The sequence below is a fragment of the Paraburkholderia sp. 22099 genome, from assembly GCF_052045835.1.
GTDB classification, from domain to species: Bacteria; Pseudomonadota; Gammaproteobacteria; order Burkholderiales; family Burkholderiaceae; genus Paraburkholderia; species Paraburkholderia terricola.
This window is the reverse complement of sequence record NZ_JBQEPU010000005.1, coordinates 210,361-232,742: the sequence shown is the minus strand read 5'-3', so window position 1 is coordinate 232,742 and position 22,382 is coordinate 210,361. Positions and strand designations below refer to the sequence as shown.

The 22,382-nt window shown below is 62.4% G+C and carries 20 protein-coding genes and 2 tRNA genes; 18 read left to right on the top strand and 4 right to left on the bottom strand.

The genetic code is table 11. The features are described from left to right. Nucleotides 1–52: 52 nt before the first annotated feature. On the bottom strand, nt 53–1,318 hold the full coding sequence (gene glgC, locus ACTJLC_RS07505; protein ID WP_073432467.1) for a glucose-1-phosphate adenylyltransferase: 1,266 nt from the start codon (nt 1,316–1,318) through the stop codon (nt 53–55). Between the two features lie 681 nt (nt 1,319–1,999). Between glgC and ACTJLC_RS07500 the strand changes: the two genes are divergently transcribed. Continuing rightward, nucleotides 2,000–3,109, top strand: a complete 1,110-nt coding sequence (locus tag ACTJLC_RS07500; protein ID WP_073432468.1) for an alpha/beta fold hydrolase — start codon at nt 2,000–2,002, stop codon at nt 3,107–3,109. A gap of 173 nt (nt 3,110–3,282) precedes the next feature. Here ACTJLC_RS07500 and ACTJLC_RS07495 read toward each other — a convergent pair whose 3' ends face one another. Together ACTJLC_RS07495 and ACTJLC_RS07490 are read right to left on the bottom strand one after the other, a co-directional pair. Further along, nucleotides 3,283–4,278, bottom strand: coding sequence for an LLM class flavin-dependent oxidoreductase (locus tag ACTJLC_RS07495; protein WP_440843398.1), 996 nt, complete (start codon nt 4,276–4,278; stop codon nt 3,283–3,285). A 164-nt stretch (nt 4,279–4,442) separates the two neighbouring features. Further along, nucleotides 4,443–6,116: an electron transfer flavoprotein-ubiquinone oxidoreductase gene (locus ACTJLC_RS07490; protein WP_310132325.1), complete on the bottom strand. Its 1,674-nt coding sequence runs from the start codon at nt 6,114–6,116 to the stop codon at nt 4,443–4,445. A gap of 188 nt (nt 6,117–6,304) precedes the next feature. Between ACTJLC_RS07490 and ACTJLC_RS07485 the strand changes: the two genes are divergently transcribed. Beyond that, nucleotides 6,305–7,081, top strand: a complete 777-nt coding sequence (locus ACTJLC_RS07485) for an SDR family oxidoreductase (protein ID WP_073430560.1) — start codon at nt 6,305–6,307, stop codon at nt 7,079–7,081. 62 nt (nt 7,082–7,143) lie between these two features. After that, on the top strand, nt 7,144–7,575 hold the full coding sequence (locus ACTJLC_RS07480) for an acyl-CoA thioesterase (protein WP_073430559.1): 432 nt from the start codon (nt 7,144–7,146) through the stop codon (nt 7,573–7,575). Nucleotides 7,576–7,603: 28 nt separating this feature from the next. Here the strand turns inward: ACTJLC_RS07480 and ACTJLC_RS07475 are convergent, their stop codons facing one another. Next, nucleotides 7,604–8,149, bottom strand: coding sequence for a LuxR C-terminal-related transcriptional regulator (locus ACTJLC_RS07475; protein WP_073430558.1), 546 nt, complete (start codon nt 8,147–8,149; stop codon nt 7,604–7,606). A gap of 240 nt (nt 8,150–8,389) precedes the next feature. Here ACTJLC_RS07475 and ACTJLC_RS07470 point away from each other — a divergent pair, with 240 nt between their 5' ends. The 15 genes from ACTJLC_RS07470 (at nt 8,390) to ACTJLC_RS07400 (ending at nt 22,268) form a co-directional block, all read left to right on the top strand. Then, nucleotides 8,390–9,094, top strand: coding sequence for a CoA transferase subunit A (locus ACTJLC_RS07470; RefSeq protein ID WP_073430557.1), 705 nt, complete (start codon nt 8,390–8,392; stop codon nt 9,092–9,094). 2 nt (nt 9,095–9,096) lie between these two features. Beyond that, complete coding sequence (locus ACTJLC_RS07465; RefSeq protein ID WP_114162884.1) at nt 9,097–9,738, top strand: CoA transferase subunit B; 642 nt, start codon at nt 9,097–9,099, stop codon at nt 9,736–9,738. A 256-nt stretch (nt 9,739–9,994) separates the two neighbouring features. After that, a complete protein-coding gene (locus tag ACTJLC_RS07460; RefSeq protein WP_114162883.1) occupies nt 9,995–10,906 on the top strand; it encodes an alpha/beta fold hydrolase in 912 nt (303 codons plus the stop codon). Between the two features lie 95 nt (nt 10,907–11,001). Further along, nucleotides 11,002–11,355: a RidA family protein gene (locus ACTJLC_RS07455; protein WP_073430554.1), complete on the top strand. Its 354-nt coding sequence runs from the start codon at nt 11,002–11,004 to the stop codon at nt 11,353–11,355. 63 nt (nt 11,356–11,418) lie between these two features. Beyond that, nucleotides 11,419–13,662: a RelA/SpoT family protein gene (locus tag ACTJLC_RS07450; RefSeq protein ID WP_310132319.1), complete on the top strand. Its 2,244-nt coding sequence runs from the start codon at nt 11,419–11,421 to the stop codon at nt 13,660–13,662. A gap of 131 nt (nt 13,663–13,793) precedes the next feature. Further along, nucleotides 13,794–13,870: transfer RNA gene (locus tag ACTJLC_RS07445), tRNA-Val, on the top strand. 250 nt (nt 13,871–14,120) lie between these two features. Continuing rightward, nucleotides 14,121–16,028, top strand: a complete 1,908-nt coding sequence (thrS, locus tag ACTJLC_RS07440) for a threonine--tRNA ligase (RefSeq protein WP_114162882.1) — start codon at nt 14,121–14,123, stop codon at nt 16,026–16,028. A 49-nt stretch (nt 16,029–16,077) separates the two neighbouring features. Further along, a complete protein-coding gene (gene infC, locus ACTJLC_RS07435) occupies nt 16,078–16,602 on the top strand; it encodes a translation initiation factor IF-3 (RefSeq protein WP_073430551.1) in 525 nt (174 codons plus the stop codon). Between the two features lie 248 nt (nt 16,603–16,850). Continuing rightward, nucleotides 16,851–17,048 carry a 50S ribosomal protein L35 gene (rpmI, locus tag ACTJLC_RS07430; protein WP_006052501.1) on the top strand — a complete coding sequence of 66 codons (198 nt, stop codon included), beginning with the start codon at nt 16,851–16,853 and terminating at the stop codon, nt 17,046–17,048. Between the two features lie 29 nt (nt 17,049–17,077). Continuing rightward, entirely contained in the window at nt 17,078–17,437 is a 360-nt protein-coding gene (gene rplT, locus ACTJLC_RS07425) for a 50S ribosomal protein L20 (protein WP_006052502.1), read from the top strand. Between the two features lie 158 nt (nt 17,438–17,595). After that, nucleotides 17,596–18,609, top strand: a complete 1,014-nt coding sequence (pheS, locus tag ACTJLC_RS07420; RefSeq protein ID WP_073430550.1) for a phenylalanine--tRNA ligase subunit alpha — start codon at nt 17,596–17,598, stop codon at nt 18,607–18,609. Between the two features lie 143 nt (nt 18,610–18,752). Next, the gene (gene pheT, locus ACTJLC_RS07415) at nt 18,753–21,188 is read left to right on the top strand and encodes a phenylalanine--tRNA ligase subunit beta (protein ID WP_073430549.1); all 2,436 of its coding nucleotides are present in this window, start codon (nt 18,753–18,755) and stop codon (nt 21,186–21,188) included. 69 nt (nt 21,189–21,257) lie between these two features. After that, nucleotides 21,258–21,668 (top strand): integration host factor subunit alpha, encoded by a 411-nt coding sequence (locus tag ACTJLC_RS07410; protein ID WP_028200202.1) that lies wholly within the window; start codon nt 21,258–21,260, stop codon nt 21,666–21,668. Between the two features lie 46 nt (nt 21,669–21,714). Then, nucleotides 21,715–22,128 (top strand): MerR family transcriptional regulator, encoded by a 414-nt coding sequence (locus tag ACTJLC_RS07405; protein ID WP_073430548.1) that lies wholly within the window; start codon nt 21,715–21,717, stop codon nt 22,126–22,128. Between the two features lie 63 nt (nt 22,129–22,191). Further along, a tRNA-Pro gene (locus ACTJLC_RS07400) sits at nt 22,192–22,268 on the top strand. The last annotated feature ends 114 nt before the right edge of the window (nt 22,269–22,382 follow it).

The following is a 22,382-nucleotide window of genomic DNA, read 5'->3' as shown; positions in this document are numbered from 1 at the left end:
CCTGTCGGTTACTGTTCAAACGCGGCGGGGCCGCCGGCTGCCTTGACGCGCCTTAGCGCACGTCCTGCCGCAGCGCCTCGGGCGTGACCAGCACGACGCCGTCGTCGGTGCGGTAGAAGCGTTCGGCGTCGCGCGCCGGATCCTCGCCGATCACCGTGCCGTCCGGAATGGCGCAGCCGCGGTCTATCACCACTTTCTGCAGCCGGCAGCTCGCGCCGACGGTGACCTGCGGCAACAAGACTGCCTCATTGATGTTACAGAACGAACTCACCTTGACATTCGACGACAGCACCGAGCGCGAAATCTGCGAGCCCGAAATCACGCAGCCGCCGCACGCGATCAGATTGGTGGCCGATCCCTGCAAGCCTTTCATGTCGCGCACGAACTTGGCGGGCGGCAACTGCTCCTGATACGTCCAGATCGGCCAGCTGCGATCGTAGAGGTCGAGCGTGGGAATGGTGGACGCGAGATCGAGGTTGGCGGCCCAGTAGGCGTCGATCGTGCCGACGTCGCGCCAGTACGGCTCCACGTTCGGGTCCGACGACACGCACGACATGCTGAATGGATGCGCGATCGCCATGCCTCGGGTGACCACGCGCGGCAGGATGTCCTTGCCGAAGTCGTGATCCGTGTCGACGGTGGAGATGTTTTCCTCGAGCAGCGCGTACAGATAATCGGCGTTGAACACATAGATGCCCATGCTGGCGAGCGCCGTGTCCGGGCGGCCCGGTATCGCCGGCGGATCGGCGGGCTTTTCGACGAAGCCGGTCACGCGGCGGTTTTCATCCACCGCCATCACGCCGAAGGCCACCGCGTCCATGCGCGGCACCTCGATGCAACCCACCGTGCAATCCGCGCCGCTTTCCGCGTGGTCGGCGATCATGCGCGTGTAGTCCATCTTGTAGATATGGTCGCCCGCCAGCACCACCACGTATTTCGGCCGGATCGAACGGATGATGTCGAGATTCTGGAACACCGCGTCGGCGGTGCCGCGATACCAGTGGGCGCCTTCCACGCGCTGCTGCGCGGGCCACAGGTCGATGAATTCGCCGAATTCGCCGCGCAGGAAGCTCCAGCCGCGCTGCATGTGGCGCAACAGCGAGTGCGCCTTGTACTGCGTGACCACCGCGATGCGGCGGATGCCGGAATTCAGACAGTTGGAGAGTGCGAAGTCGATGATCCGGTATTTGCCGCCGAAGTGCACGGCCGGCTTGACGCGTTTGTTGGTGAGCGGCCCGAGCCGCGTGCCCCGTCCGCCTGCGAGGACGATGGCGAGGGTGGTGCGTTGCAGATCGTTTAGCCGTTCCGGGGTATTCATATCTGTCTCCTGTGTCGACCGGAGTTAGCGCTTTAGCGCTTACTCCGGTCCCATGCAACGCGGTCGATCAGAGTTAGCGCTTTAGCGCTTACTCCGGTCCCATGCAACGCGGTCGATCAGAGTTAGTGCTTCAGCACTTACTCCGGTCCCACGCAGCGCGCTCCGATCCCATGCAACGCGGTCGACCGGAGCTAGTGCTTTAGAGCTCACGTAGACCAGAGTTAATGCTTCAGCACTTACTCCGATCCCACGCAGCGCGCTCCGATCCCATGCAATCACTCGCCTGTTTCTCTACCCCGGATGGTCTGCTTGCTTGCCCTCCATTCATGATCCGCACTGTCAGGCGGCCCCGTCTTCGCGGAGCGTGCGCTACTTCTAACCCGATTTGCCGCGAGCGAATAGTGTGAATTGTGCGGATGCCGGGCGCTCGCTCGACTCGCGCACGATCGACCGTTGCACCGCGGCGATCCGTGCGCCACGCCACATAGCGCGCGAAGTGAGGCGGTCGCAATATGCGTGCCCAGCCGGGCAAGGCAGCGGCCTGCGCGCCGATGCGCCGCGCCCGCGCGGCTGCGCAGTCCGGCGGCGCGTCGTAGAATCGTCCGCACCCCCACGGTCCAGCGCCGGTTTGCCCGCGCGTCGGTGCCGCATGCTTCTTTCTTTTTGCAAGAAAACCTATCGATGAATTTCCGTCGTCATTCCCTGATCGCTTTCTTGAGCGCCTGCGTGCTGAGCGCGGCGCCGGCTGTTTTCGCCGCTTCGGCTGGCGCCTCCGCTGGCTCCGCTTCCGCGCCGGGTAGCGCCGCCAGCACCACCATCGCCACCATCGCCGCCGCCGACAACGCCGGTCCCGCTTACGGCCCCGAGTTGCAGGGCTTCGATTACCCGGCGCCGGTCGAGCAGTACGACTTCACCTCGCAAGGCGTGGCGCTGCACATGGCGTATATGGATGTAAAGCCGGCGCGCGCGAACGGCCGCACCGTCGTGCTATTGCACGGCAAGAACTTCTGCTCGGCGACGTGGGATGCGACCATCCATCGGCTGAGCGACGCCGGTTATCGCGTGATCGCGCCGGATCAGATCGGCTTTTGCAAGTCGAGCAAACCGGAACACTATCAGTACAGTTTCCAGCAACTCGCGCGCAACACGCATGCGCTGCTCGCATCGCTCGGCGTGAGCGACGCGACCGTGATCGGTCATTCGACCGGCGGCATGCTCGCGATCCGCTACGCGCTGATGTATCCGCGCGAGACGCGGCAACTGGTGCTGGTCAACCCGATCGGTCTCGAGGACTGGAAGGCGAAGGGCGTGCCGTCGCTTTCGGTGGACCAGTGGTACGAGCGCGAACTGAAGACCACCGCCGACGGCATTCGCCGCTACGAGCAGACGACGTATTACGCGGGCCAGTGGCGCGCCGACTATGAACCGTGGGTGCAGATGCTGGCGGGTTTGTATCGCGGTCCGGGCAAGCAGATCGTCGCGTGGAATTCGGCGCTGCTGTACGACATGATCTACACGCAGCCGGTGGTGTACGAACTCGGCCAACTGAGCACGCCGACGCTCTTGCTGATCGGCCAGAAGGATACGACCGCGATCGGCAAGGACGCCGCGCCGCCCGACGTGCGCGCGAAGCTCGGTCGCTACCCGGAACTGGGCAAGGCCACGGCGAAGGCGATTCCGCACGCCACGCTGGTCGAATTCGCCGACTTGGGGCACGCGCCGCAGATGCAGGATCCGCAGGCGTTTCATCAGGCGTTGCTGGATGGGTTGGCGGGGGTGGGGAGTCGTTGAACTCCGGCTGAGGCCGGGGTGGGGCGAGAACTTCGCTTTGGACGCTGACTATCCGAACATCGTGCGGGAGCCCTGGCGCGTGGTGTTCCGATGTTCGTGTCGCGGATAGCCGTCGAATCGGCAAAAGAGAAAACGGCCGTTGCCGATACGGCCGTCCTCTTTTGATAGCGCCGTTAGTCGCCGGCGCCCAGCTCATCGCGCACTTGCGCGCCGATTTCAAACGAGCGCAGCCGCGCCGCGTGATCGTAAATCTGCGCGGTGAGCATCAATTCGTCCGCGCCGGTTTGATCGATGATCGAGCGCAGTCCTGCGCGTACCGCATCGCGATCGCCGAGCACGGTGCAGGCGAGCGAATGCGCGACGCCGTTCAATTCCATCTCCGACGCCTCGAGCCGCTCGACCGGCGGATGCAATTGACCGGGTGTGCCGCGCCGCAAGTTGATGAACTGCTGCTGCAGCGACGTGAAGAGGCGCTGCGCTTCCTCGTTGCTATCGGCGGCGAACAGATTGACGCCGACCATCGCATACGGTTTGTCGAGCGCCGCCGAGGGCCGGAATTGCGAGCGATACACCCGCAGCGCCGTGAGCATATGGTCGGGTGCGAAATGCGACGCGAACGCGAACGGCAGACCGAGCGCCGCGGCGAGTTGCGCGCTGAAGAGCGACGAGCCGAGCAGCCACAGCGGCACGTTCAGCCCGGCGCCGGGCACCGCGCGAATGCGCTGGCCCGGCACCGGGTCGGCGAAATAACGTTGCAGCTCGACCACGTCGTCGGGGAAAGACTCGGCGCTGTTTTGCAGATCGCGGCGCAGCGCGCGCGCGGTGCTCTGGTCGGTGCCTGGCGCGCGGCCTAGGCCGAGATCGATCCGGCCGGGGTAGAGCGAGGCGAGGGTGCCGAACTGTTCGGCGATGACGAGCGGCGCGTGATTAGGCAACATGACGCCGCCCGAACCGACGCGAATCTTTTGGGTGCCTCCGGCCACGTAGCCGATCACCACCGAAGTGGCCGCGCTGGCGATGCCGGTCATGTTGTGATGTTCCGCCAGCCAGTAGCGGTGGTAGTGCCAGTTTTCCGCGTGCTGGGCGAGGTCCAGCGTGTTCCTGAATGCGTCGGCAGGTGTCGCGCCAGCGATGACCGGCGATAGGTCCAGGACCGAGAAGGGGATCATTGTCTGCTCACATGCCATTTCGGGCGCTTTCGCGCGATGGGGCATTGTGGCAAAGGTTCTGGTTTTCTGCTGACGACGCGGCGATGCCCACGTTCGTCGAAGGGGGTTCGCACGCGGTCAGCGAATCCGCACCGCGTGCTGCAAACAAAGCGCCGACTCGTCACTCACATGTTCGGATAGTTCGGCCCACCGCCGCCTTCCGGCGTGACCCACACGATGTTCTGCGTCGGGTCCTTGATGTCGCAGGTCTTGCAGTGCACGCAGTTCTGCGCGTTGATCACGAGGCGCTCGCCGCCGTCGTCGGTCTTCACGAATTCATAGACCGCGGCCGGACAGTAGCGCGCTTCGGGACCGGCATAGGTCTGCAGGTTCACGTTCACCGGCACGGTGGGATCTTTCAGCGTCAGATGCGCCGGCTGGTTCTCTTCGTGATTGGTGTTCGAGATGAACACGGACGAGAGCCGGTCGAACGTCAGCCTGCCGTCCGGTTTCGGATATGTGATCGGCGTGCATTGCGACGCGGGCTTGAGCATCTCGTGATCGGCGTGCTGGTGATGCAGCGTCCACGGCACGTTGCCGCCGAACAGCTTCTGCTCGATGCCGACCATCAGCGTGCCGAGGTACAGGCCCTTGCTCATCCACTGCTTGAAGTTGCGCGCGCGATGCAGTTCGGTGTGCAGCCACGATGTGCGGAACGACTCCGGGTAGGCCGTGAGTTCGTCGTTCCGACGTCCGGCCTGCACCGCATCGAACGCCGCCTCGGCGGCCAGCATGCCGGTCTTGATCGCCGCGTGACTGCCCTTGATGCGCGAGGCGTTCAGGAAGCCCGCATCGTCACCGACGAGCGCGCCGCCGGGGAACACCAGCTTCGGCAGCGACATCAGCCCGCCCGCGGTGATCGCCCGCGCGCCATACGAGACGCGCTTGCCGCCTTCCAGAAACCCGCGGATCGCCGGATGCGTCTTGTAGCGCTGGAATTCCTCGAATGGCGACAGATACGGGTTCGTATAGCCGAGGCCGACCACGAAGCCCACCACCACCTGGTTGTTATCCATGTGATAGAGGAACGAGCCGCCGTAGGTATCGGTGTTCAGCGGCCAGCCGGCGGTGTGCATCACGAGACCCGGCTTGTGTTTCGACGGCTCGATTTCCCACAGTTCCTTGATGCCGATGCCGTAGACCTGCGGATCGACGCCGTCGCGCAGCCTGAATTTCTCGTCCAGCTGACGGCCGAGATGCCCGCGCGCGCCTTCGCAGAAGAGCGTGTATTTCGCATGCAGTTCCATGCCGAGCTGGAAGTTCTCAGTGGGCTGGCCGTCCTTGCCGATGCCGAGATTGCCGGTGGCGACGCCCTTGACCGAGCCGTCGTCGTGGTAAAGGATCTCGGCAGCCGGAAAGCCCGGAAAGATCTCGACGCCCGCCGCTTCGGCCATGGTGCCCAGCCAGCGCGTGACGTTCGCGAGGCTGATCACGTAGTTGCCGTGGTTCCTGAAGTTATCCGGCAGCGCCCAGGCCGGCACGCTCTTCGAGCCGGTTTCGGTGAGGAACAGGAAGCGGTCCTCGGTCACGTCCACCGTGAGCGGCGCGCCTTGTTCCTTCCAGTCGGGAATCAGTTCGGTGATCGCGCGCGGGTCCATCACCGCGCCCGAGAGGATATGCGCCCCGATCTCCGAGCCTTTTTCCAGCACGCACACGCCAAGCTCGACGCCTTTCGCAGCCGCCAGCTGCTTCAGGCGGATCGCCGCCGACAGGCCGGCCGGGCCGCCGCCGACGATCACGACGTCGTATTCCATCGACTCGCGCGGGCCGTACTGCTCAATGAGACTTGCGGGGGTCATTGATGCTCCTCTTACCGTTAGAATGCTTTTTTCGGGTTCGTATTGTGGGTGATGACCTGAACCACTGCAACCTGACGAGCCGACATTAGCACGATCGTTCTATTAATGGGATACGGTATCGACCCGCAGCGATGGTCCTACCGCACCTGTCAATCGTATCTGCAACCACAACCGAACAAGGAACGACAATGGGCCGTTCGATCAATCTGGAAGGCAAGGTCGCGCTGATCACCGGCGCCTCGAGCGGGTTGGGAAAGCGCTTCGCTCAGGTGTTGTCGCAAGCGGGCGCGAAGGTCGTGCTGGCGAGCCGGCGTACCGAGCGTCTGAAGGAATTGCGCGCCGAGATCGAGGCGTCCGGCGGCGCGGCGCACGTCGTTTCGCTCGACGTGACCGATTATCAGAGCATCAAGTCGGCGGTGGCCCATGCGGAAACCGAGGCGGGCACGATCGACATCCTCGTGAACAACTCGGGCGTCTCGACCACGCAGAAGCTCTCCGAAGTCACGCCCGCCGACTTCGAATACGTGTTCGACACGAACACGCGCGGCGCGTTTTTCGTCGCCCAGGAAGTCGCCAAGCGCATGATCATGCGCGGCAACAGCGCGCAGAAACCGTCGTACCGGATCATCAATATCGCGTCGATGGCGGGCCTGCGCGTGCTGCCGCAAATCGGCCTGTATTCGATGAGCAAGGCGGCCGTCGTCCATATGACGAAAGCGATGGCGCTGGAGTGGGGCAAGCACGGCATCAACGTGAACGCGATTTGCCCCGGCTATATCGACACCGAGATCAATCACCATCACTGGTCGACCGAGCAGGGGCAGAAGCTGGTGTCGATGCTGCCGCGTCATCGCGTCGGCAAGCCGGACGATCTCGACGGTCTGCTGCTGCTGCTCGCGGCCGACGAGTCACAGTTCATCAACGGCTCGGTGATCGCCGCCGACGACGGCTTCGGGCTCGCCTGAGCGCGCTTCACGCCGGTCGGTGCGCCGGCTTCAACCTGGTTTCAATCCTTCAAAGAAGTACGATGAGCGATTTCCACGCAGTCTTCGAGATGTCGATGCCGATCCGTTGGGGTGACATGGACGCATTCGGCCACGTGAACAACACGGTCTATTTCCGCTACATGGAGCAGGTGCGCATTTCCTGGTTCGAGCAACTGGGTCTTGCCGGCAGCAACGCCGACGGGCAGGGGCCGGTGATCGTCAACGCGTCGATGGAATTTCTCAAGCAACTGCACTATCCCGGCGAGGTGATCGGCCGGATGACCGTGGCCACGCCGGGGCGCAGCAGTTTCGATACCGGCTTCGAACTCGTGCGCGCCGACGACCCGAACACCGTGTACGCGCGCGGCGCCGCGCGCTGCGTGTGGATCGATTACGCGGCCGGAAAGTCGGTGCCGGTTCCTGATCTGCTGCGCGCCACGATCGAGCGCGCCGCGCTGGTCAACGCGGCTTGAGCGCGAGGCTTCGCGCCCGCCTTTTCAATCAATGCCCGAGCAGTCTCTGCAATAGCTCGGTGGCGTTGCCCGTATCGTATTTGCGCATCAGCCGCGCCCGGTAGACGTCGACCGTGCGCGGGCTGATATCCAGCACCCGGCCAATCTGCTTGCTGGTTTTCCCCGTCACCAGTTGCGCGGCGATTTCGCGTTCGCGCGGCGTCAGTTCGACCGCCACGCGCCGCGTCGCGCTCAAGTCCTCGAAGGTCCAGACGCCCGCCGCATGCGGATCGGCGCGCCGCTGCGCGCGGCCCGTCACGTGGCACCAGAACAGTTCGCCGTTGGCCCGCTTCATGATGCGGTCGTCCGCGTAACTGCCTTGCGCGGTCATGATCGGCGGAATCCGCGCGCCGATCCGCTCGAATTCGTCCGCCGACGGATACAGCACCTGGAACGACTGGCCGAGCAGCGCCTCGCGCGGGCAGCCGAAAATCGACGCGAGTTCGTCATTGCAGTCTTCGATAATCCGTTCGCGTGACAGCACGAGCCCGATCGGGGCGAGGTGAAAGGCGGTTTGGTAATCCAGTGCGGGCATGGGTTGGCGGCAAGTACTTATGTATTTTTGCGTATTGTGCCGCATGGCGCGCGCAGCGTACCCTTTCGGGCACATCACAACGCGGCGAAGCGATCCGCGGCAGGCATGGGCGCGAGGCACCTCCGGGCTGAACGCACGGTCCGCCGCGGATGACTAGAATGACGTGTGGGTTTTGCCCCAAAACGTCATGCCGAGCGCATTGATCCGGTTTCGGATTTCCATAAAGGAAGGGACATACTGATGAACAAGGTCTATCCAGGCGCCGCCGAGGCGCTGAAAGACATCGTCAAGGACGGGCAGACGTTCGCCGTCGGCGGCTTCGGATTGTGCGGCATTCCCGAGGCGCTGATCGCGGCGCTGCGCGATTCGGGCGTGAAGGGCATCACGTGCATCAGCAACAACGCGGGCGTGGACGGTTTCGGCCTGGGCCTGCTGCTCGAAACGCGCCAGATCAAAAAGATGATTTCCTCGTATGTCGGCGAGAACAAGGAGTTCGAGCGGCAGTATCTGGCCGGCGAGCTCGAGCTCGAATTCACCCCGCAAGGCACGCTCGCCGAGAAGCTGCGCGCCGGCGGCTCGGGCATTCCGGCATTCTTCACGAACACCGGCTTCGGCACGCTGATCGCCGAGGGCAAGGAAACCCGCCAGTTCGGCGAAAACCACTACGTGCTCGAACATTCGCTCACAGCCGACGTCGCGCTCGTCAAGGCGTGGAAGGCCGACAAGTCGGGCAACCTGATCTACCGCCGCACCGCGCGCAACTTCAATCCGATGTGCGCGATGGCCGGCAAGATCACCGTCGCGGAAGTCGAGGAAATCGTCGAGGTGGGCGAACTCGATCCGGACGCGATTCATACGCCGGGCATCTTCGTGCAGCGCATCGTGCTGAATGCGCATCCGGAAAAACGCATCGAACAACGCGTCGTCCGCGCGAAAGGAGACTGATCATGGCATGGACTCGTGACCAAATGGCCGCGCGCGCGGCGAAGGAATTGCAGGACGGTTTTTACGTGAACCTCGGCATCGGCTTGCCGACGCTGGTGGCGAACCACGTGCCGGCCGGCATGGAAGTGTGGCTGCAGTCGGAGAACGGCTTGCTCGGCATCGGCCCCTCGCCGACCGAGGAAGAAGTGGACGCCGACCTGATCAACGCCGGCAAGCAGACGGTGACCACGCTGCCGGGTTCGTCGATTTTCTCGTCGGCGGATTCGTTCGCGATGATTCGCGGCGGCCACATCAACCTGGCGATTCTCGGCGCGATGCAGATCAGCAAGAAGGGCGATCTGGCCAACTGGATGATCCCCGGCAAGATGATCAAGGGCATGGGCGGCGCAATGGATCTGGTCGCGGGCGTGAAGCGCGTGGTCGTGCTGATGGAGCACGTCGCGAAGGGCGACCAGCATAAGATCCTCGAGGAATGCACGCTGCCGCTGACGGGCGTGGGCGTGGTCGATCAGATCATCACCGACCTCGGCGTGATCGAGGTGACGGAAGACGGTCTGAAGCTGACCGAACTGGCGCCGGGTGTCACCATCGAGGAAATCAAGGCGAAGACGGGCGCGCCGCTCGATGTGAGCGCGGTGAGTTGAACGGCTTGTCGCTGCGCCGCCGGTCGACGTGGCCGGCGCGCGGCGGTGGCGCGGCAAAAGCAGGCGGGCGAGGCGTGAGTCTCGCCCGCTTTGTCTTGGCGCAATCGGATTGTTCCTGGCGAGTCTCGGCCAGTCCTATGCCGTGTGGCCGATCCGTGCGGCGCGGCAAAGCGGTTTACAATCGTTCGCAGATTGGACGCCGATTGATTCCCGCTTTGCCCACGCCAGATCCGCAGCGCTTTTGCAAGGAACTCCAATGACCGCAACGCCCGCTTCCGCCGCTGCGCCGCTCGCGCCGCGTCAACGTTATGTGCAGTGCGCGAGTCCTGGTGGCTTGCACCGCATTGCCTACACCGAATGGGGCGACCCGGCCAATCCGCGCGTGCTGCTCTGTGTGCATGGATTGACGCGCTCGGGGCGCGACTTCGACCGCGTCGCGGCGCAGTTCGCCGGTACGTATCGCGTCGTCTGTCCCGATGTGGTGGGGCGGGGCTTGTCGTCGTGGCTTGCCAACCCCAACTTCTATGGCGTGCCGCAATACGTCGCCGACATGGTCACGCTGATCGCGCGCCTGAACGTCGAAACGGTCGACTGGTTCGGCACGTCGATGGGCGGCCTGATCGGGCTCGCGCTGGCCGGCTTGGCCGACACGCCGATCCGCAAGCTGTTGCTCAACGACGTGGGTCCGCATCTGGAGCCGGTGGCGGTGCAGCGCATCGGCGACTACCTCGGCAAGCCGGTGCGCTTCGAAACGTTGCAGCAAGGCATCGACTACGCGGGTTTGCTCGCGCAAACGTTCGGCCCGCTCACGCCGGACGAGTGGCGCGAAATCAATACCCCGCTGCTGCACGAGCAGAACGGCGGCTGGCAATTCCGCTACGACCCGCGCATTGCGCAGCCGTTTGCCGCGACCACCGAGGAAGCAACGAAGCTGGGCGAAGCCGCGCTATGGCATTCGCTGGCCGCGTTCCAGGGGCCGGTGCTGGTGGCGCGCGGCGAGCAGTCCGATTTGCTGTCGCGCGAAACCGTCGCGAAGATGGTCGAGGTCGGGCGCGCCGTATCGAGCGTGGAGATTCCCGGGGTCGGGCATGCGCCGGCGTTTCTGTCGGCCGATCAGATCGAGATTGCCAGGCGGTTCTTTATCGGCCCGCCCGCCGACGCGTCATAATATGCAGTTCCGCGCGGCGCTCATCGCGGCTTCGTTCATCGGCCGCAACGCGGAACGCATCTTCGATCAATTTTCAACGAACCTCGGGATTCTTCATGGCAGTCATTCGTCATCACGTCGGCAAGCGCCTTTCGGAAATCGCCGTACATAACGGCACGGTATACCTGGCCGGCCAGATCGCCGAAGACACGGATCAGGACATCACGGGCCAGACGCGCGAGGTGCTTGGCCACATCGACCGTCTTCTGGCTGAGGCGAACAGCGACAAGTCGCATTTGCTGTCGGTGCAGATCTACATCTCGGACATGGTGCATTTCGCCGGCATGAACGCCGTGTGGGACGAGTGGGTCGCACAAGGCGCCACGCCGCCGCGCGCAACCGTCGAGGCCACGCTCGCGAACCCGAAGTGCCTCGTCGAAATCGTGGTGGTCGCGGCTCAGCGCAGCTAAGGCCGGCCCAGTTGTCGTTGTTGAAATTCCGTTGATCCGTCTGGCCCGGTGGGCCGCCGCACCATGACTATCGAAATCGTTACGAGCACGCCGACACCCCTTCCTTCTTTCGACGAAGCGGTGGCGTTCGTGCGCGAGCATGCGGGCGGGGTGCGCTTCTCCTCGGGCGAGTTGCTGGCGGATCACGCGGCGGGTACGGCGTCGATCATGCTCACGCTCAACGTCGACCCGCCGGCGGTGCTGGCCGCGGCGTTGTTTGCGTTGACGCCGCACCTGCAAGACCCGGAGCGCATGATCGCCGAGAAGTTCGGCGACGAGGTCGCGCAACTGGTCGGCAACGTGCGCAAGTTGCTGCGCCTCGGCTCGGTCAGCTTGCGCGCCTCGCAGAATACGATGCCCGAAGCCGGGCGCGATGCGCAGGCCGCGCGCCGTGCGCAGGTCGAGGCGCTGCGCAAGATGCTGCTCGCGTTCGCGCAAGACATTCGCGTGGTGCTGATCCGGCTCGCTTCGCGCTTGCAATCGCTGCGTTATTACGCGGCGGCGAAACTCTCGCCGTCGCCGGACGTGGCCCGCGAGACGCTCGATATCTACGCGCCGCTCGCCAACCGTCTCGGCATCTGGCAACTGAAGTGGGAGCTCGAGGATCTCGCGTTCCGCTTCGAAGAGCCCGAGACCTATAAGCGCATCGCGCGGCTGCTCGACGAAAAGCGCGTGGAGCGCGAGAGCTACGTGGCGCAGGCCATCGAACGGCTGCAGCAGGAACTGGCCGCGGCGCACATTCGCGCCGAAGTCAGCGGCCGGCCGAAGCATATCTACAGCATCTGGCGCAAGATGCGCGGCAAGGAACTGGACTTCGCCGAACTGTACGACGTGCGGGCGTTTCGCGTGATCGTGCCGGACATCAAGGATTGCTATACCGTGCTCGGCATCGTGCACAACCTGTGGCAACCGGTGCCGAAAGAGTTCGACGACTACATTTCGCGGCCGAAGCCTAACGGCTACAAGTCGCTGCATACGGTCGTGATCGGCGACGACGGCCGCGCGTTCGAAGTGCAGATCCGCACGCACGAAATGCATCAGTTCGCCGAGTACGGCGTGGCCGCGCACTGGCGCTATAAGGAAGCGGGCACGCGCGGGTACGGCGGTCAGTTCGCCGCCAACGAGAAGTACGACGAGAAGATCGCGTGGCTGCGTCAACTGCTCGCCTGGAAAGACGATGTCGCCGAGGGCGAGCACGGTGAGAAGCGCGCCGCGCAGCCGTGGGAGCAACTGCGCCAGGCCACGCTCGACGACGACCACATCTACGTGCTCACGCCGCAAGCGCGCGTGATCCCGTTGCCGCACGGCGCCACACCCATCGATTTCGCGTATCACCTGCATAGCGAACTGGGGCATCGCTGCCGCGGCGCGCGCGTGGACGGCGCGATGGTGCCGCTCAACACGCCGTTGCAGAACGGTCAGACGGTGGAGATCGTCGCGGTGAAGGAGGGCGGTCCGTCGCGTGACTGGCTCAACCCGCAGCTTGGCTATCTGCACAGTCCGCGCGCGCGGCAGAAGGTGCGCGCGTGGTTCAACGCGGTCGAGGTCCAGGAGCACATCGCGAGCGGTCGCGCCATGGTCGAAAAGACCTTGCAGCGCGAGGGCAAGACGTCGGTCAATCTCGATCAGCTTGCCGCCAAGCTCGGCTTCAAGACGACGGACGATCTGTTCTCGGTGGTCGGCAAGGAGGAGTTCAGTTTGCGGCTCGTCGAGCAGGCGCTCCACGACGCGCCGCCGCCCGAGCCCGTTGTCGAGGCGCCCGAGCAGTTCGAAAAGCGCAGCAGCGGTGCGAGCGTTGCGCGCGGCGCGTCCACGGGCGTGCTGGTGGTCGGCGTGGATGCGTTGCTCACGCAGCTTGCGCGCTGCTGCCGGCCCGCGCCGCCCGACGATATCAGCGGTTTCGTGACGCGCGGCAAGGGCATGTCGATACATCGCAGCGATTGTCCGACCTTCCTGCGCATGGCCGAGCGCGCGCCGGAGCGTGTGTTGCAAACGGCGTGGTCGGCGGACGTGATGAGCGGGCGCGGGCAGTCCGTCTATCCTGTCGACCTCACGATCGAGGCAACGGATCGGCAAGGCCTGTTGCGCGATATCTCCGAAGTGTTCGCGCGCGAGAAGATGAACGTGATCGGCGTGAAAACGCAGACCCGCAGGAACGCCGCGTTCATGCAATTCACCGTCGAGGTGTCGAGCGCCGCGCAGATTCAACGCGCATGCACGCTGCTCGGCGAGGTGACAGGCGTGGTGCGCGCCTCACGCAAAAATTGACGGACAGGTGCCGCGGCTCACATCGCCGGGGCAGCCGTTCGCTGGCTGTTTAGGCGGTCGTTGGAAATTTAAAGTCGGTGCATAAAAGTACTTGCCAAGCAGTGTGGTGCTCCATATAATCTCGTTTCTTCAGGCTCGTAGCTCAGCTGGTTAGAGCACCACCTTGACATGGTGGGGGTCGTTGGTTCGAGTCCAATCGAGCCTACCAACGAAAGAGAAATTCCGGCTTGCGCCGGGGTTTCGCAAACTGCAGCAAGCGCCCTGGCGCAAAAGGCAAATACGGTTATGGCACCGCGAACGTTGACCGAAACCACTTCGGAGCGACGCTAGTCGAGGACCACTTTCGCCACTGTAGTTTGCAGGAAATGTGAATGCGGCCCCTCGAAAGTGGGGCCGCATTTTTTTTGGCTTTTTGACCTGATTGCATGTGCCGCCGCCGGTCGGCAACGGAGAACAAAATGGTTTCGATACGTCTGCCTGACGGTTCTGTTCGACAGTACGAGCATCCGGTGACCGTCGCCGAAGTGGCGGCCTCGATCGGCCCCGGCCTCGCGAAAGCCGCGCTCGGCGGCAAGATCGACGGCGAGCTCGTCGATACGTCCACGCTGATCGATCACGATGTGGCGCTTGCCATCGTCACGGAAAAAGACGCAGACGGTCTCGACATCATTCGTCACTCCACGGCGCATTTGCTCGCGTACGCGGTGAAGGATCTGTATCCGGAAGCGCAAGTCACGATCGGCCCGGTAATCGACAACGGCTTCTATTACGACTTCGCGTACAGCCGTCCCTTCACGCCGGAAGACCTCGAAAAGATCGAAAAGCGCATGCAGGAACTGGCGAAGAAAGACGAGCCGGTCTCGCGCCGCGTGGTGTCGCGCGGCGAAGCCGTGGACTACTTCAAGAGCATCGGCGAAAAGTACAAGGCCGAGATCATCGAATCGATTCCCGCCAGCGACGAAATCAAGCTGTACTCGCATGGCGGCTTCACCGACTTGTGTCGCGGCCCGCACGTGCCCTCCACCGGCAAGCTGAAAGTCTTCAAGCTGATGAAGGTGGCCGGCGCGTACTGGCGCGGCGATTCAAAGAACGAGCAATTGCAGCGCATCTACGGTACGGCCTGGACGAAGAAGGAAGACCAGGACGCGTATCTGCACATGCTCGAGGAAGCGGAGAAGCGCGACCACCGCAAGCTCGGCAAGCAACTCGATCTGTTTCACATGCAGGACGAGTCGCCGGGCATGGTGTTCTGGCATCCGCGTGGCTGGACGCTGTGGCAGCAGGTCGAGCAGTACATGCGCCGCCGCGTGAACGATGCCGGCTACCTCGAAATCAAGACGCCGATGATCATGGACCGCTCGCTGTGGGAAGCGTCGGGCCACTGGCAGAACTACCGTGAAAACATGTTCACGACGGAATCGGAAAAGCGCGACTATGCGATCAAGCCGATGAACTGTCCGGGTCACGTGCAGGTGTTCAATCATGGCTTGCGTTCGTATCGCGACCTGCCGTTGCGTTACGCGGAATTCGGCTCGTGCCACCGCAATGAGTCGTCGGGCGCGCTGCACGGCCTGATGCGCGTGCGCGGTTTTGTGCAGGACGACGCTCATATTTTCTGTACCGAAGACCAGTTCATCAGCGAGTCGATCGCGTTCAACACGCTGGCGATGAGCGTCTATAAGGACTTCGGTTTCGACAATGTCGAGATCAAGCTGTCTCTGCGCCCGGATGCGCGCGCCGGCACGGACGAGACGTGGGACCGCGCGGAGCAGGGTCTGCGCGAGGCGTTGACGGCATGCGGCGTGACGTGGGAAGAATTGGCCGGCGAGGGCGCGTTCTACGGGCCGAAGGTCGAATATCACATCAAGGACGCGCTCGGCCGCTCGTGGCAATGCGGCACGCTGCAACTGGATATGGTGTTGCCGGAACGTCTGGGCGCGGAATACGTCGCCGAGGACAATGGCCGCCGCCGGCCGATCATGCTGCACCGGGCAATCGTCGGATCAATGGAGCGTTTCCTCGGCATTCTGATCGAGCACCATGCCGGTGCAATGCCTGTCTGGCTCGCGCCGATGCAGGTCGTCGTGATGAACATTGCGGAAAGTCAGGCCGAATACGCACAGTCGCTAGCCCAATCGTTGCAAAAACAAGGGGTTAGAGTAGAGGCCGATTTGCGCAACGAGAAGATTAGCTATAAAATACGCGAGCACACGCTGGAAAAGGTGCCGTACCTGCTTGTGGTCGGCGACAAAGAGCGTGAAGCCCAAACGGTAGCCGTGCGTGCCCGTGGTGGTGTCGATCTCGGCGTCATGCCTCTCGATACCTTCATTGAGCGTCTGCGTCAGGACGTGCAGTCGTTCAACTGAGCCACTTGGCAGCCCGGCTCGTTTTTTTAATTTTTAGAGGAAACGTAACATCGCTACTGATAAGTCTGCGCACCGCATCAACGGTGAAATTACGGCACCCGAGGTGCGTCTGGTCGGAGTCGAGAACGAACCGCTCGGCATCGTGAAACTCGCTGATGCGTTCCGCATGTCGGAACAGCAAGACGTGGATCTGGTCGAAATCGCGCCGCAAGCGGTTCCGCCGGTTTGCCGCTTGATGGACTACGGCAAGTTCAAGTACCAGGAAGCGAAGAAGCAACACGAGGCCAAGCTCAAGCAGAAGGTCATCCAGGTCAAGGAAGTCAAGTTCCGCCCGGGTACCGACGACGGTGACTACAACGTCAAACTGCGCAACCTCATCCGCTTCCTCGAAGACGGCGACAAGACGAAAATCACGTTGCGTTTCCGTGGCCGCGAAATGGCTCACCAGGAAATCGGTATGCGCATGCTCGAGCGCTTGCGCACGGACCTCGACGAAGTGGGTCAGGTCGAGCAAATGCCGAAAATGGAAGGGCGCCAGATGATCATGGTGCTCGCTCCAAAGAAAAAGAAGTAAGCGGCTGGAGTGGCGGCGCGCCATGTGGTGTGCGCTCCGGTTGTCAACGGTTGAATTGAAGGCTGTGCCGGGTGTCCGGCGCGGCATCAGCAGTTTCGGAACGGCGCCTATGCAAATGCGCGCCGCTTCCTGAAAAGCGGCTGCCGGCAGTATCGGTGGTCTGCATACCAAGTGGAATGGGTTTCGAAGGGCGGGTTATGGCCATCTGGCCGACCGCACACCCATATCCATCTAATAATGGAGTTGTCATGCCGAAGATGAAGACCAAGAAGAGTGCTGCGAAGCGCTTCGTGGTGCGTCCGGGCGGTACCGTCAAGCGCGGTCAAGCCTTCAAGCGCCACATTCTTACCAAGAAGACCACCAAGAACAAACGCCATCTGCGTGGTTCGACGGCAGTTCATGATTCCGATCTGAACTCCGTGCGCGCAATGCTGCCGTTCGCTTAACCCTTAACCGAAACTCATAGGAGCGAAACATGCCTCGAGTAAAACGTGGGGTTACCGCACGGGCCCGTCACAAGAAGATCATCAAGCTGGCCAAGGGTTACCGCGGCCGTCGCAATAACGTCTATCGCATCGCCAAGCAGGCGGTCATGCGCGCAGGCCAGTACGCCTACCGCGATCGCCGCAACAAGAAGCGTGTGTTCCGTGCATTGTGGATCACGCGTATCAATGCGGCGGTGCGTCAGCACGACATGACGTACAGCGTGTTCATCAACGGCCTGAAGAAGGCTTCGATCGAACTCGACCGCAAGGTGCTGGCCGACATGGCTGTGTTCGACAAGGCTGCTTTTGCTGCGATCGTTCAGCAGGTGAAAGCCGCCGTTGCAGCCTGATTGCGCTTTGGGCAATTAACACTGCGTGGTTCGTTGCAGCGAACATCCGGTAGTCTCGGTGACGCTGCAGCAAAAACGGGGCTCCTCACCGAGCCCCGTTTTTGTTGGTAGAACCAGTTTTGCATCGATTGAACACTGACGTTGAAATGATGGGATCAATGGATCTGGACCAGATTGTCGCCGACGCGCAAAAAGCCTTCGCAGAAGCCTCCGACGTCACCACCCTCGAGAACGAGAAAGCCCGCTTTCTCGGTAAATCGGGTGCGCTGACCGAATTGTTGAAGGGCCTTGGCAAACTCGATCCTGAAACGCGCAAGGCTGAAGGCGCACGGATCAACCTCGTCAAGCAACAAGTGGAAGCCGCGTTGACGGCGCGCCGTCAGGCGCTGGCCGACGCGTTGCTGAATCAGCGTCTCGCCGCTGAAGCCATTGACGTCACGCTGCCCGGTCGCGGCACCGGAGCCGGCAGCCTGCACCCGGTGATGCGCACATGGGAGCGCGTCGAACAGATTTTTCGTACGATCGGATTCGACGTGGCCGATGGCCCCGAAATCGAAACCGACTGGTACAACTTCACCTCGCTGAACAGCCCGGAAAACCATCCGGCGCGTTCCATGCAGGACACTTTCTACGTCGACGGCAAGGATGCCGACGGCCGCCAACTGCTGCTGCGCACGCATACGAGCCCGATGCAGGTGCGCTACGCGCGCACCAACACGCCACCGATCAAGGTGATCGTGCCGGGCCGTACATATCGCGTGGATAGCGATGCAACGCATTCGCCGATGTTCAACCAGGTCGAAGGTCTGTGGATCGACGAGAACATCAGTTTCGCGGACCTGAAGGGCGTCTATACCGACTTCCTGAAAAAATTCTTCGAGCGCGACGATATTCTCGTGCGCTTCCGTCCGTCGTATTTTCCGTTCACGGAACCGTCGGCCGAAATCGATATGCTGTTCGAAACGGGCAAGAATGCCGGCAAGTGGCTCGAGATTTCGGGCTCAGGCCAGGTTCACCCCACGGTGATCCGCAACATGGGTCTGGACCCCGAGCGCTACATCGGATTTGCTTTCGGCAGCGGGCTCGAACGGCTCACGATGTTGCGTTACGGCGTGCAGGATCTGCGTCTGTTCTTCGAGAACGATCTGCGTTTCCTGCGCCAATTTGCGTGAACCGGCGCGTACGAACGCGACAAGCATAGAGCGCGGCACCGCACACAGTGCATGCCGCCAGCGTCCCCGGCAGTGTGGATGAATCACTCGATCAAGCGCACCGCCGGACGTGGACCTAACCTGATCAGAACGTACACAGAACCATGCAATTCCCGGAATCCTGGCTGAGAACTTTTGTCGATCCGCAACTCACGACCGATGAACTGTCGCACGCGTTGACGATGGCGGGTCTCGAAGTCGAAGACCTGCGGCCGGCCGCGCCGCCGACCTCGAAGATCGTCGTGGGCCAGGTGCTGGAAGTCGTCAAGCACCCGGACGCGGATAAGCTCAACGTGTGTCAGGTCAATGCCGGCACCGGCGAAACGCTGAACATCGTATGTGGCGCGCCGAATGTCGCGCCGGGCATCAAGGTGCCGGTCGCGCTGGTGGGCGCGCAATTGCCGCCAGCCGAAGCGGGCGGCGCGCCGTTCGCGATCAAGCTCTCGAAACTGCGCGGCGTGGAAAGCCAGGGCATGCTGTGCTCCGCACGCGAACTGAAGCTCTCGGAAGACCATAGCGGCCTGATGATCCTGCCGGAAGATACGCCGATCGGCCAGGACATCCGCGAGACGCTCAATCTCGACGACACGGTCTTCGAAATCAAGCTGACGCCGAACAAGGCCGACTGTCTGTCGGTGTTTGGCGTGGCGCGCGAGACCTCGGCGATTACCGGTGCGCCGTTGCGCCCGCTCGAGATCAAGCCGGCGCCTGTCCAGCTCAACGAAACGCTGCCTGTGAAAATTTCGGCGCCTGATCTGTGCGGCCGCTTCTCGGGCCGCGTGATCCGTGGCGTGAACGCACGCGCGAAGTCGCCGCACTGGATGGTCGAGCGCCTCGAACGTTCAGGCCAGCGCAGCATCTCCGCGCTCGTCGACATCTCGAACTATGTGATGCTCGAACTCGGCCGTCCGTCGCACGTGTTCGACCTCGACAAAATCCACGGCGGCATGGACGTGCGTTGGGGCCGCAAGGGCGAAACGCTCAAGCTCTTGAACGGCAACACGGTCGAACTCGACGAAAGCGTCGGCGTGATTGCCGACGAACAGCATATCGAGAGTCTCGCCGGCATCATGGGCGGCGACAGCACCGCCGTCACGCTCGACACGACCAACATCTATCTGGAAGCCGCGTTCTGGTGGCCGGACAGCATTCGCGGCCGCTCGCGCAAGTACAACTTTTCCACCGACGCGGGCCACCGCTTCGAGCGCGGCGTCGATTACGCGACCACGGTCGAGCACATCGAGCGCATCACGCAACTGATCCTCGATATCTGCGGCGGGCAAGCCGGCCCGGTCGACGATCAGATCGTCAATGTGCCCCAGCGCGAGCCTGTGAAGATGCGCGTCTCGCGCGCGAATCGCATCATCGGCATCAAGATCGACGCGGACGAAATCGCGCGGATTTTCACGCGCCTCGGCCTCACGTTCGAACGCGAGGGCGATACGTTCTCGGTGATGCCGCCGTCGTATCGCTTCGACATTGAAATCGAAGAAGATCTGATCGAAGAAGTCGCGCGTATCTACGGCTTCGAAAAGATCCCGGCGCGTCCGCCGGTCGCCACCAGCGAAATGCGCGCGACCCATGAAACGCAGCGCTCGATCCACGTGCTCCGTCACGCGCTCGCCGCGCGCGATTACGCGGAAACGATCAACTTCAGTTTCGTGGACGCCGAGTGGGAGCAGGACTTCGCCGGCAACGACAAACCGGTTCGTCTGCTGAATCCGATTGCAAGCCAGTTGTCGGTCATGCGCACCACGCTGTTCGGCAGCCTGATCCACGTGCTGCGGACCAACCTGAACCGCCGCGCGGCCGACCGCGTGCGCGTGTTCGAAGCCGGCCGCGTGTTCCTGCATGATCCGTCGATCAAAGCGGGCGAATTGACGGTCGAAGGTTTCGCGCAGCCGAAAATGATCGGCGCGCTCGCATACGGCGCCGCGCTCGAGGAGCAGTGGGGCGCGTCCACGCGCACGGTCGATTACTTCGATGTGAAGGCTGATCTCGAAGCGGTGCTCGCGCCAGCAGTGGCGCGCTTCGTGAAAGCGGAGCATCCGGCATTGCATCCGGGCCGCTGCGCGCGTATCGAACTGAATGGACGCGCAGTCGGCTGGATTGGTGAATTGCATCCGCGCTGGATGCAGAAATATGAATTGCCGCATGCGCCGATTCTGTTTGAAATCGAAGCGGACGCATTAATGCAGCGGGTATTGCCCACGCCGGTGGAAGTGTCTAAATTCCCACCGGTGCGTCGCGATATCGCGGTGGTCGTCGACCAGAAAATCGAGGTTCAGGCGCTGCTGGACGAGCTTGGGAAAGCGCAATCGGAAGAGGCCTGCAAGACCGTTCAGAGGGTTGCAATTTTCGACGAATTCCGTCCAAAATCAAACACTTCCGGTGGTCTGGCCGCGCACGAGAAAAGCCTTGCGTTCCGTGTGACCTTGCAAGATACTGGCGGAACCCTTCAGGATGAAACGGTCGATCTGGCCATTCAAACTCTGGTGGAACGTCTGGCTCGAGCATTTGGCGCAAGGTTGCGTGGATAACCCGCATTTAATATTTGCACGGCATTTTTCCGCAACTTCTGTTTCTGCTTGGCGCGCCATTTGATAGATATGAATGAAATGAACTCGAGTGATTTCGAAGCCCTTCTTACGGCGCAACGCAGCGCCATGATTCGCGATATTCCGACATCACCCGCGGCCGTTTCCACCGAAACGCCCACGCTCACCAAGGCGGAACTTGCCGAGTTGCTGTTCGACAATGTCGGGCTCAACAAGCGGGAAGCGAAAGACATGGTCGAGGCGTTCTTCGAAGTGATTCGCGACGCGCTGGAGAGTGGCGACAGCGTGAAGCTGTCCGGGTTCGGCAACTTTCAGTTGCGCGACAAACCCCAGCGTCCCGGCAGAAACCCGAAGACCGGCGAGGCGATTCCAATCGCCGCGCGCCGCGTTGTGACGTTTCATGCAAGTCAAAAGCTGAAGGCACTGGTCGAGAACGGCGCTGAAGCGAGCTTCACGCGCTGATCGACTGGCGCGTTCCTGCGCAACCCACCACGACGGCTAACTGACGATGACAGCGACGATCGAAAAAGTCGTCTTGCCTCCGATTCCGGCGAAGCGCTACTTCACCATCGGTGAAGTTAGCGAACTGTGCGGCGTGAAACCGCATGTGCTGCGCTATTGGGAGCAGGAGTTCACGCAGTTGAGGCCGGTCAAGCGGCGCGGCAATCGCCGGTACTATCAGCATCATGAGGTGCTGTTGATCCGGCGGATTCGTGAGTTGTTGTACGAGCAGGGCTTCACGATCAACGGTGCGCGCAACCGGCTCGACTCACATGGTGGTGGGGCACACGCTGCGTCGGCGGAGATGGTCGGAGAAGGCGAGGGCGTCGCGATGCCGGCAGCGGCAACAGCCACCCCCACGGTTGATGTCGAGCAGTTGCGCAAGGAATTGCTGCAGGTGATCGACCTGTTGGGTCGCTAGGTCGCTTTGTTGGTGTGCGGCGGTTCTAATCGAATAAAGTGTCTGTTATAATTTCTTGCTGTTCGGGGCGTAGCGCAGCCTGGTAGCGTACCTGCATGGGGTGCAGGTGGTCGGAGGTTCAAATCCTCTCGCCCCGACCAAAGATCAAAGCCGCACGCCGAAAGGCGTTGCGGCTTTTTCATTGGCGCCTGAAATTCGAGCCGCCTTCAAGGCGCATGAGACGCTTCCATATCCACGTTGCGTTACCGCGTTGA

What these genes read in the sequence shown, in the direction of transcription:
- pheS (WP_073430550.1), top strand. Translation starts at nt 17,596, where the DNA reads ATGGATCTGGACCAGATTGTCGCCGACGCGCAAAAAGCCTTCGCAGAA.
- thrS (WP_114162882.1), top strand. Translation starts at nt 14,121, where the DNA reads ATGGTTTCGATACGTCTGCCTGACGGTTCTGTTCGACAGTACGAGCAT.
- rpmI (WP_006052501.1), top strand. Translation starts at nt 16,851, where the DNA reads ATGCCGAAGATGAAGACCAAGAAGAGTGCTGCGAAGCGCTTCGTGGTG.
- glgC (WP_073432467.1), bottom strand. Translation starts at nt 1,318, where the DNA reads ATGAATACCCCGGAACGGCTAAACGATCTGCAACGCACCACCCTCGCC.
- ACTJLC_RS07480 (WP_073430559.1), top strand. Translation starts at nt 7,144, where the DNA reads ATGAGCGATTTCCACGCAGTCTTCGAGATGTCGATGCCGATCCGTTGG.
- ACTJLC_RS07470 (WP_073430557.1), top strand. Translation starts at nt 8,390, where the DNA reads ATGAACAAGGTCTATCCAGGCGCCGCCGAGGCGCTGAAAGACATCGTC.
- pheT (WP_073430549.1), top strand. Translation starts at nt 18,753, where the DNA reads ATGCAATTCCCGGAATCCTGGCTGAGAACTTTTGTCGATCCGCAACTC.
- ACTJLC_RS07465 (WP_114162884.1), top strand. Translation starts at nt 9,097, where the DNA reads ATGGCATGGACTCGTGACCAAATGGCCGCGCGCGCGGCGAAGGAATTG.
- ACTJLC_RS07450 (WP_310132319.1), top strand. Translation starts at nt 11,419, where the DNA reads ATGACTATCGAAATCGTTACGAGCACGCCGACACCCCTTCCTTCTTTC.
- ACTJLC_RS07500 (WP_073432468.1), top strand. Translation starts at nt 2,000, where the DNA reads ATGAATTTCCGTCGTCATTCCCTGATCGCTTTCTTGAGCGCCTGCGTG.
- ACTJLC_RS07455 (WP_073430554.1), top strand. Translation starts at nt 11,002, where the DNA reads ATGGCAGTCATTCGTCATCACGTCGGCAAGCGCCTTTCGGAAATCGCC.
- ACTJLC_RS07475 (WP_073430558.1), bottom strand. Translation starts at nt 8,149, where the DNA reads ATGCCCGCACTGGATTACCAAACCGCCTTTCACCTCGCCCCGATCGGG.
- ACTJLC_RS07405 (WP_073430548.1), top strand. Translation starts at nt 21,715, where the DNA reads ATGACAGCGACGATCGAAAAAGTCGTCTTGCCTCCGATTCCGGCGAAG.
- ACTJLC_RS07410 (WP_028200202.1), top strand. Translation starts at nt 21,258, where the DNA reads ATGAATGAAATGAACTCGAGTGATTTCGAAGCCCTTCTTACGGCGCAA.
- ACTJLC_RS07485 (WP_073430560.1), top strand. Translation starts at nt 6,305, where the DNA reads ATGGGCCGTTCGATCAATCTGGAAGGCAAGGTCGCGCTGATCACCGGC.
- ACTJLC_RS07495 (WP_440843398.1), bottom strand. Translation starts at nt 4,278, where the DNA reads ATGATCCCCTTCTCGGTCCTGGACCTATCGCCGGTCATCGCTGGCGCG.
- ACTJLC_RS07490 (WP_310132325.1), bottom strand. Translation starts at nt 6,116, where the DNA reads ATGACCCCCGCAAGTCTCATTGAGCAGTACGGCCCGCGCGAGTCGATG.
- rplT (WP_006052502.1), top strand. Translation starts at nt 17,078, where the DNA reads ATGCCTCGAGTAAAACGTGGGGTTACCGCACGGGCCCGTCACAAGAAG.
- ACTJLC_RS07460 (WP_114162883.1), top strand. Translation starts at nt 9,995, where the DNA reads ATGACCGCAACGCCCGCTTCCGCCGCTGCGCCGCTCGCGCCGCGTCAA.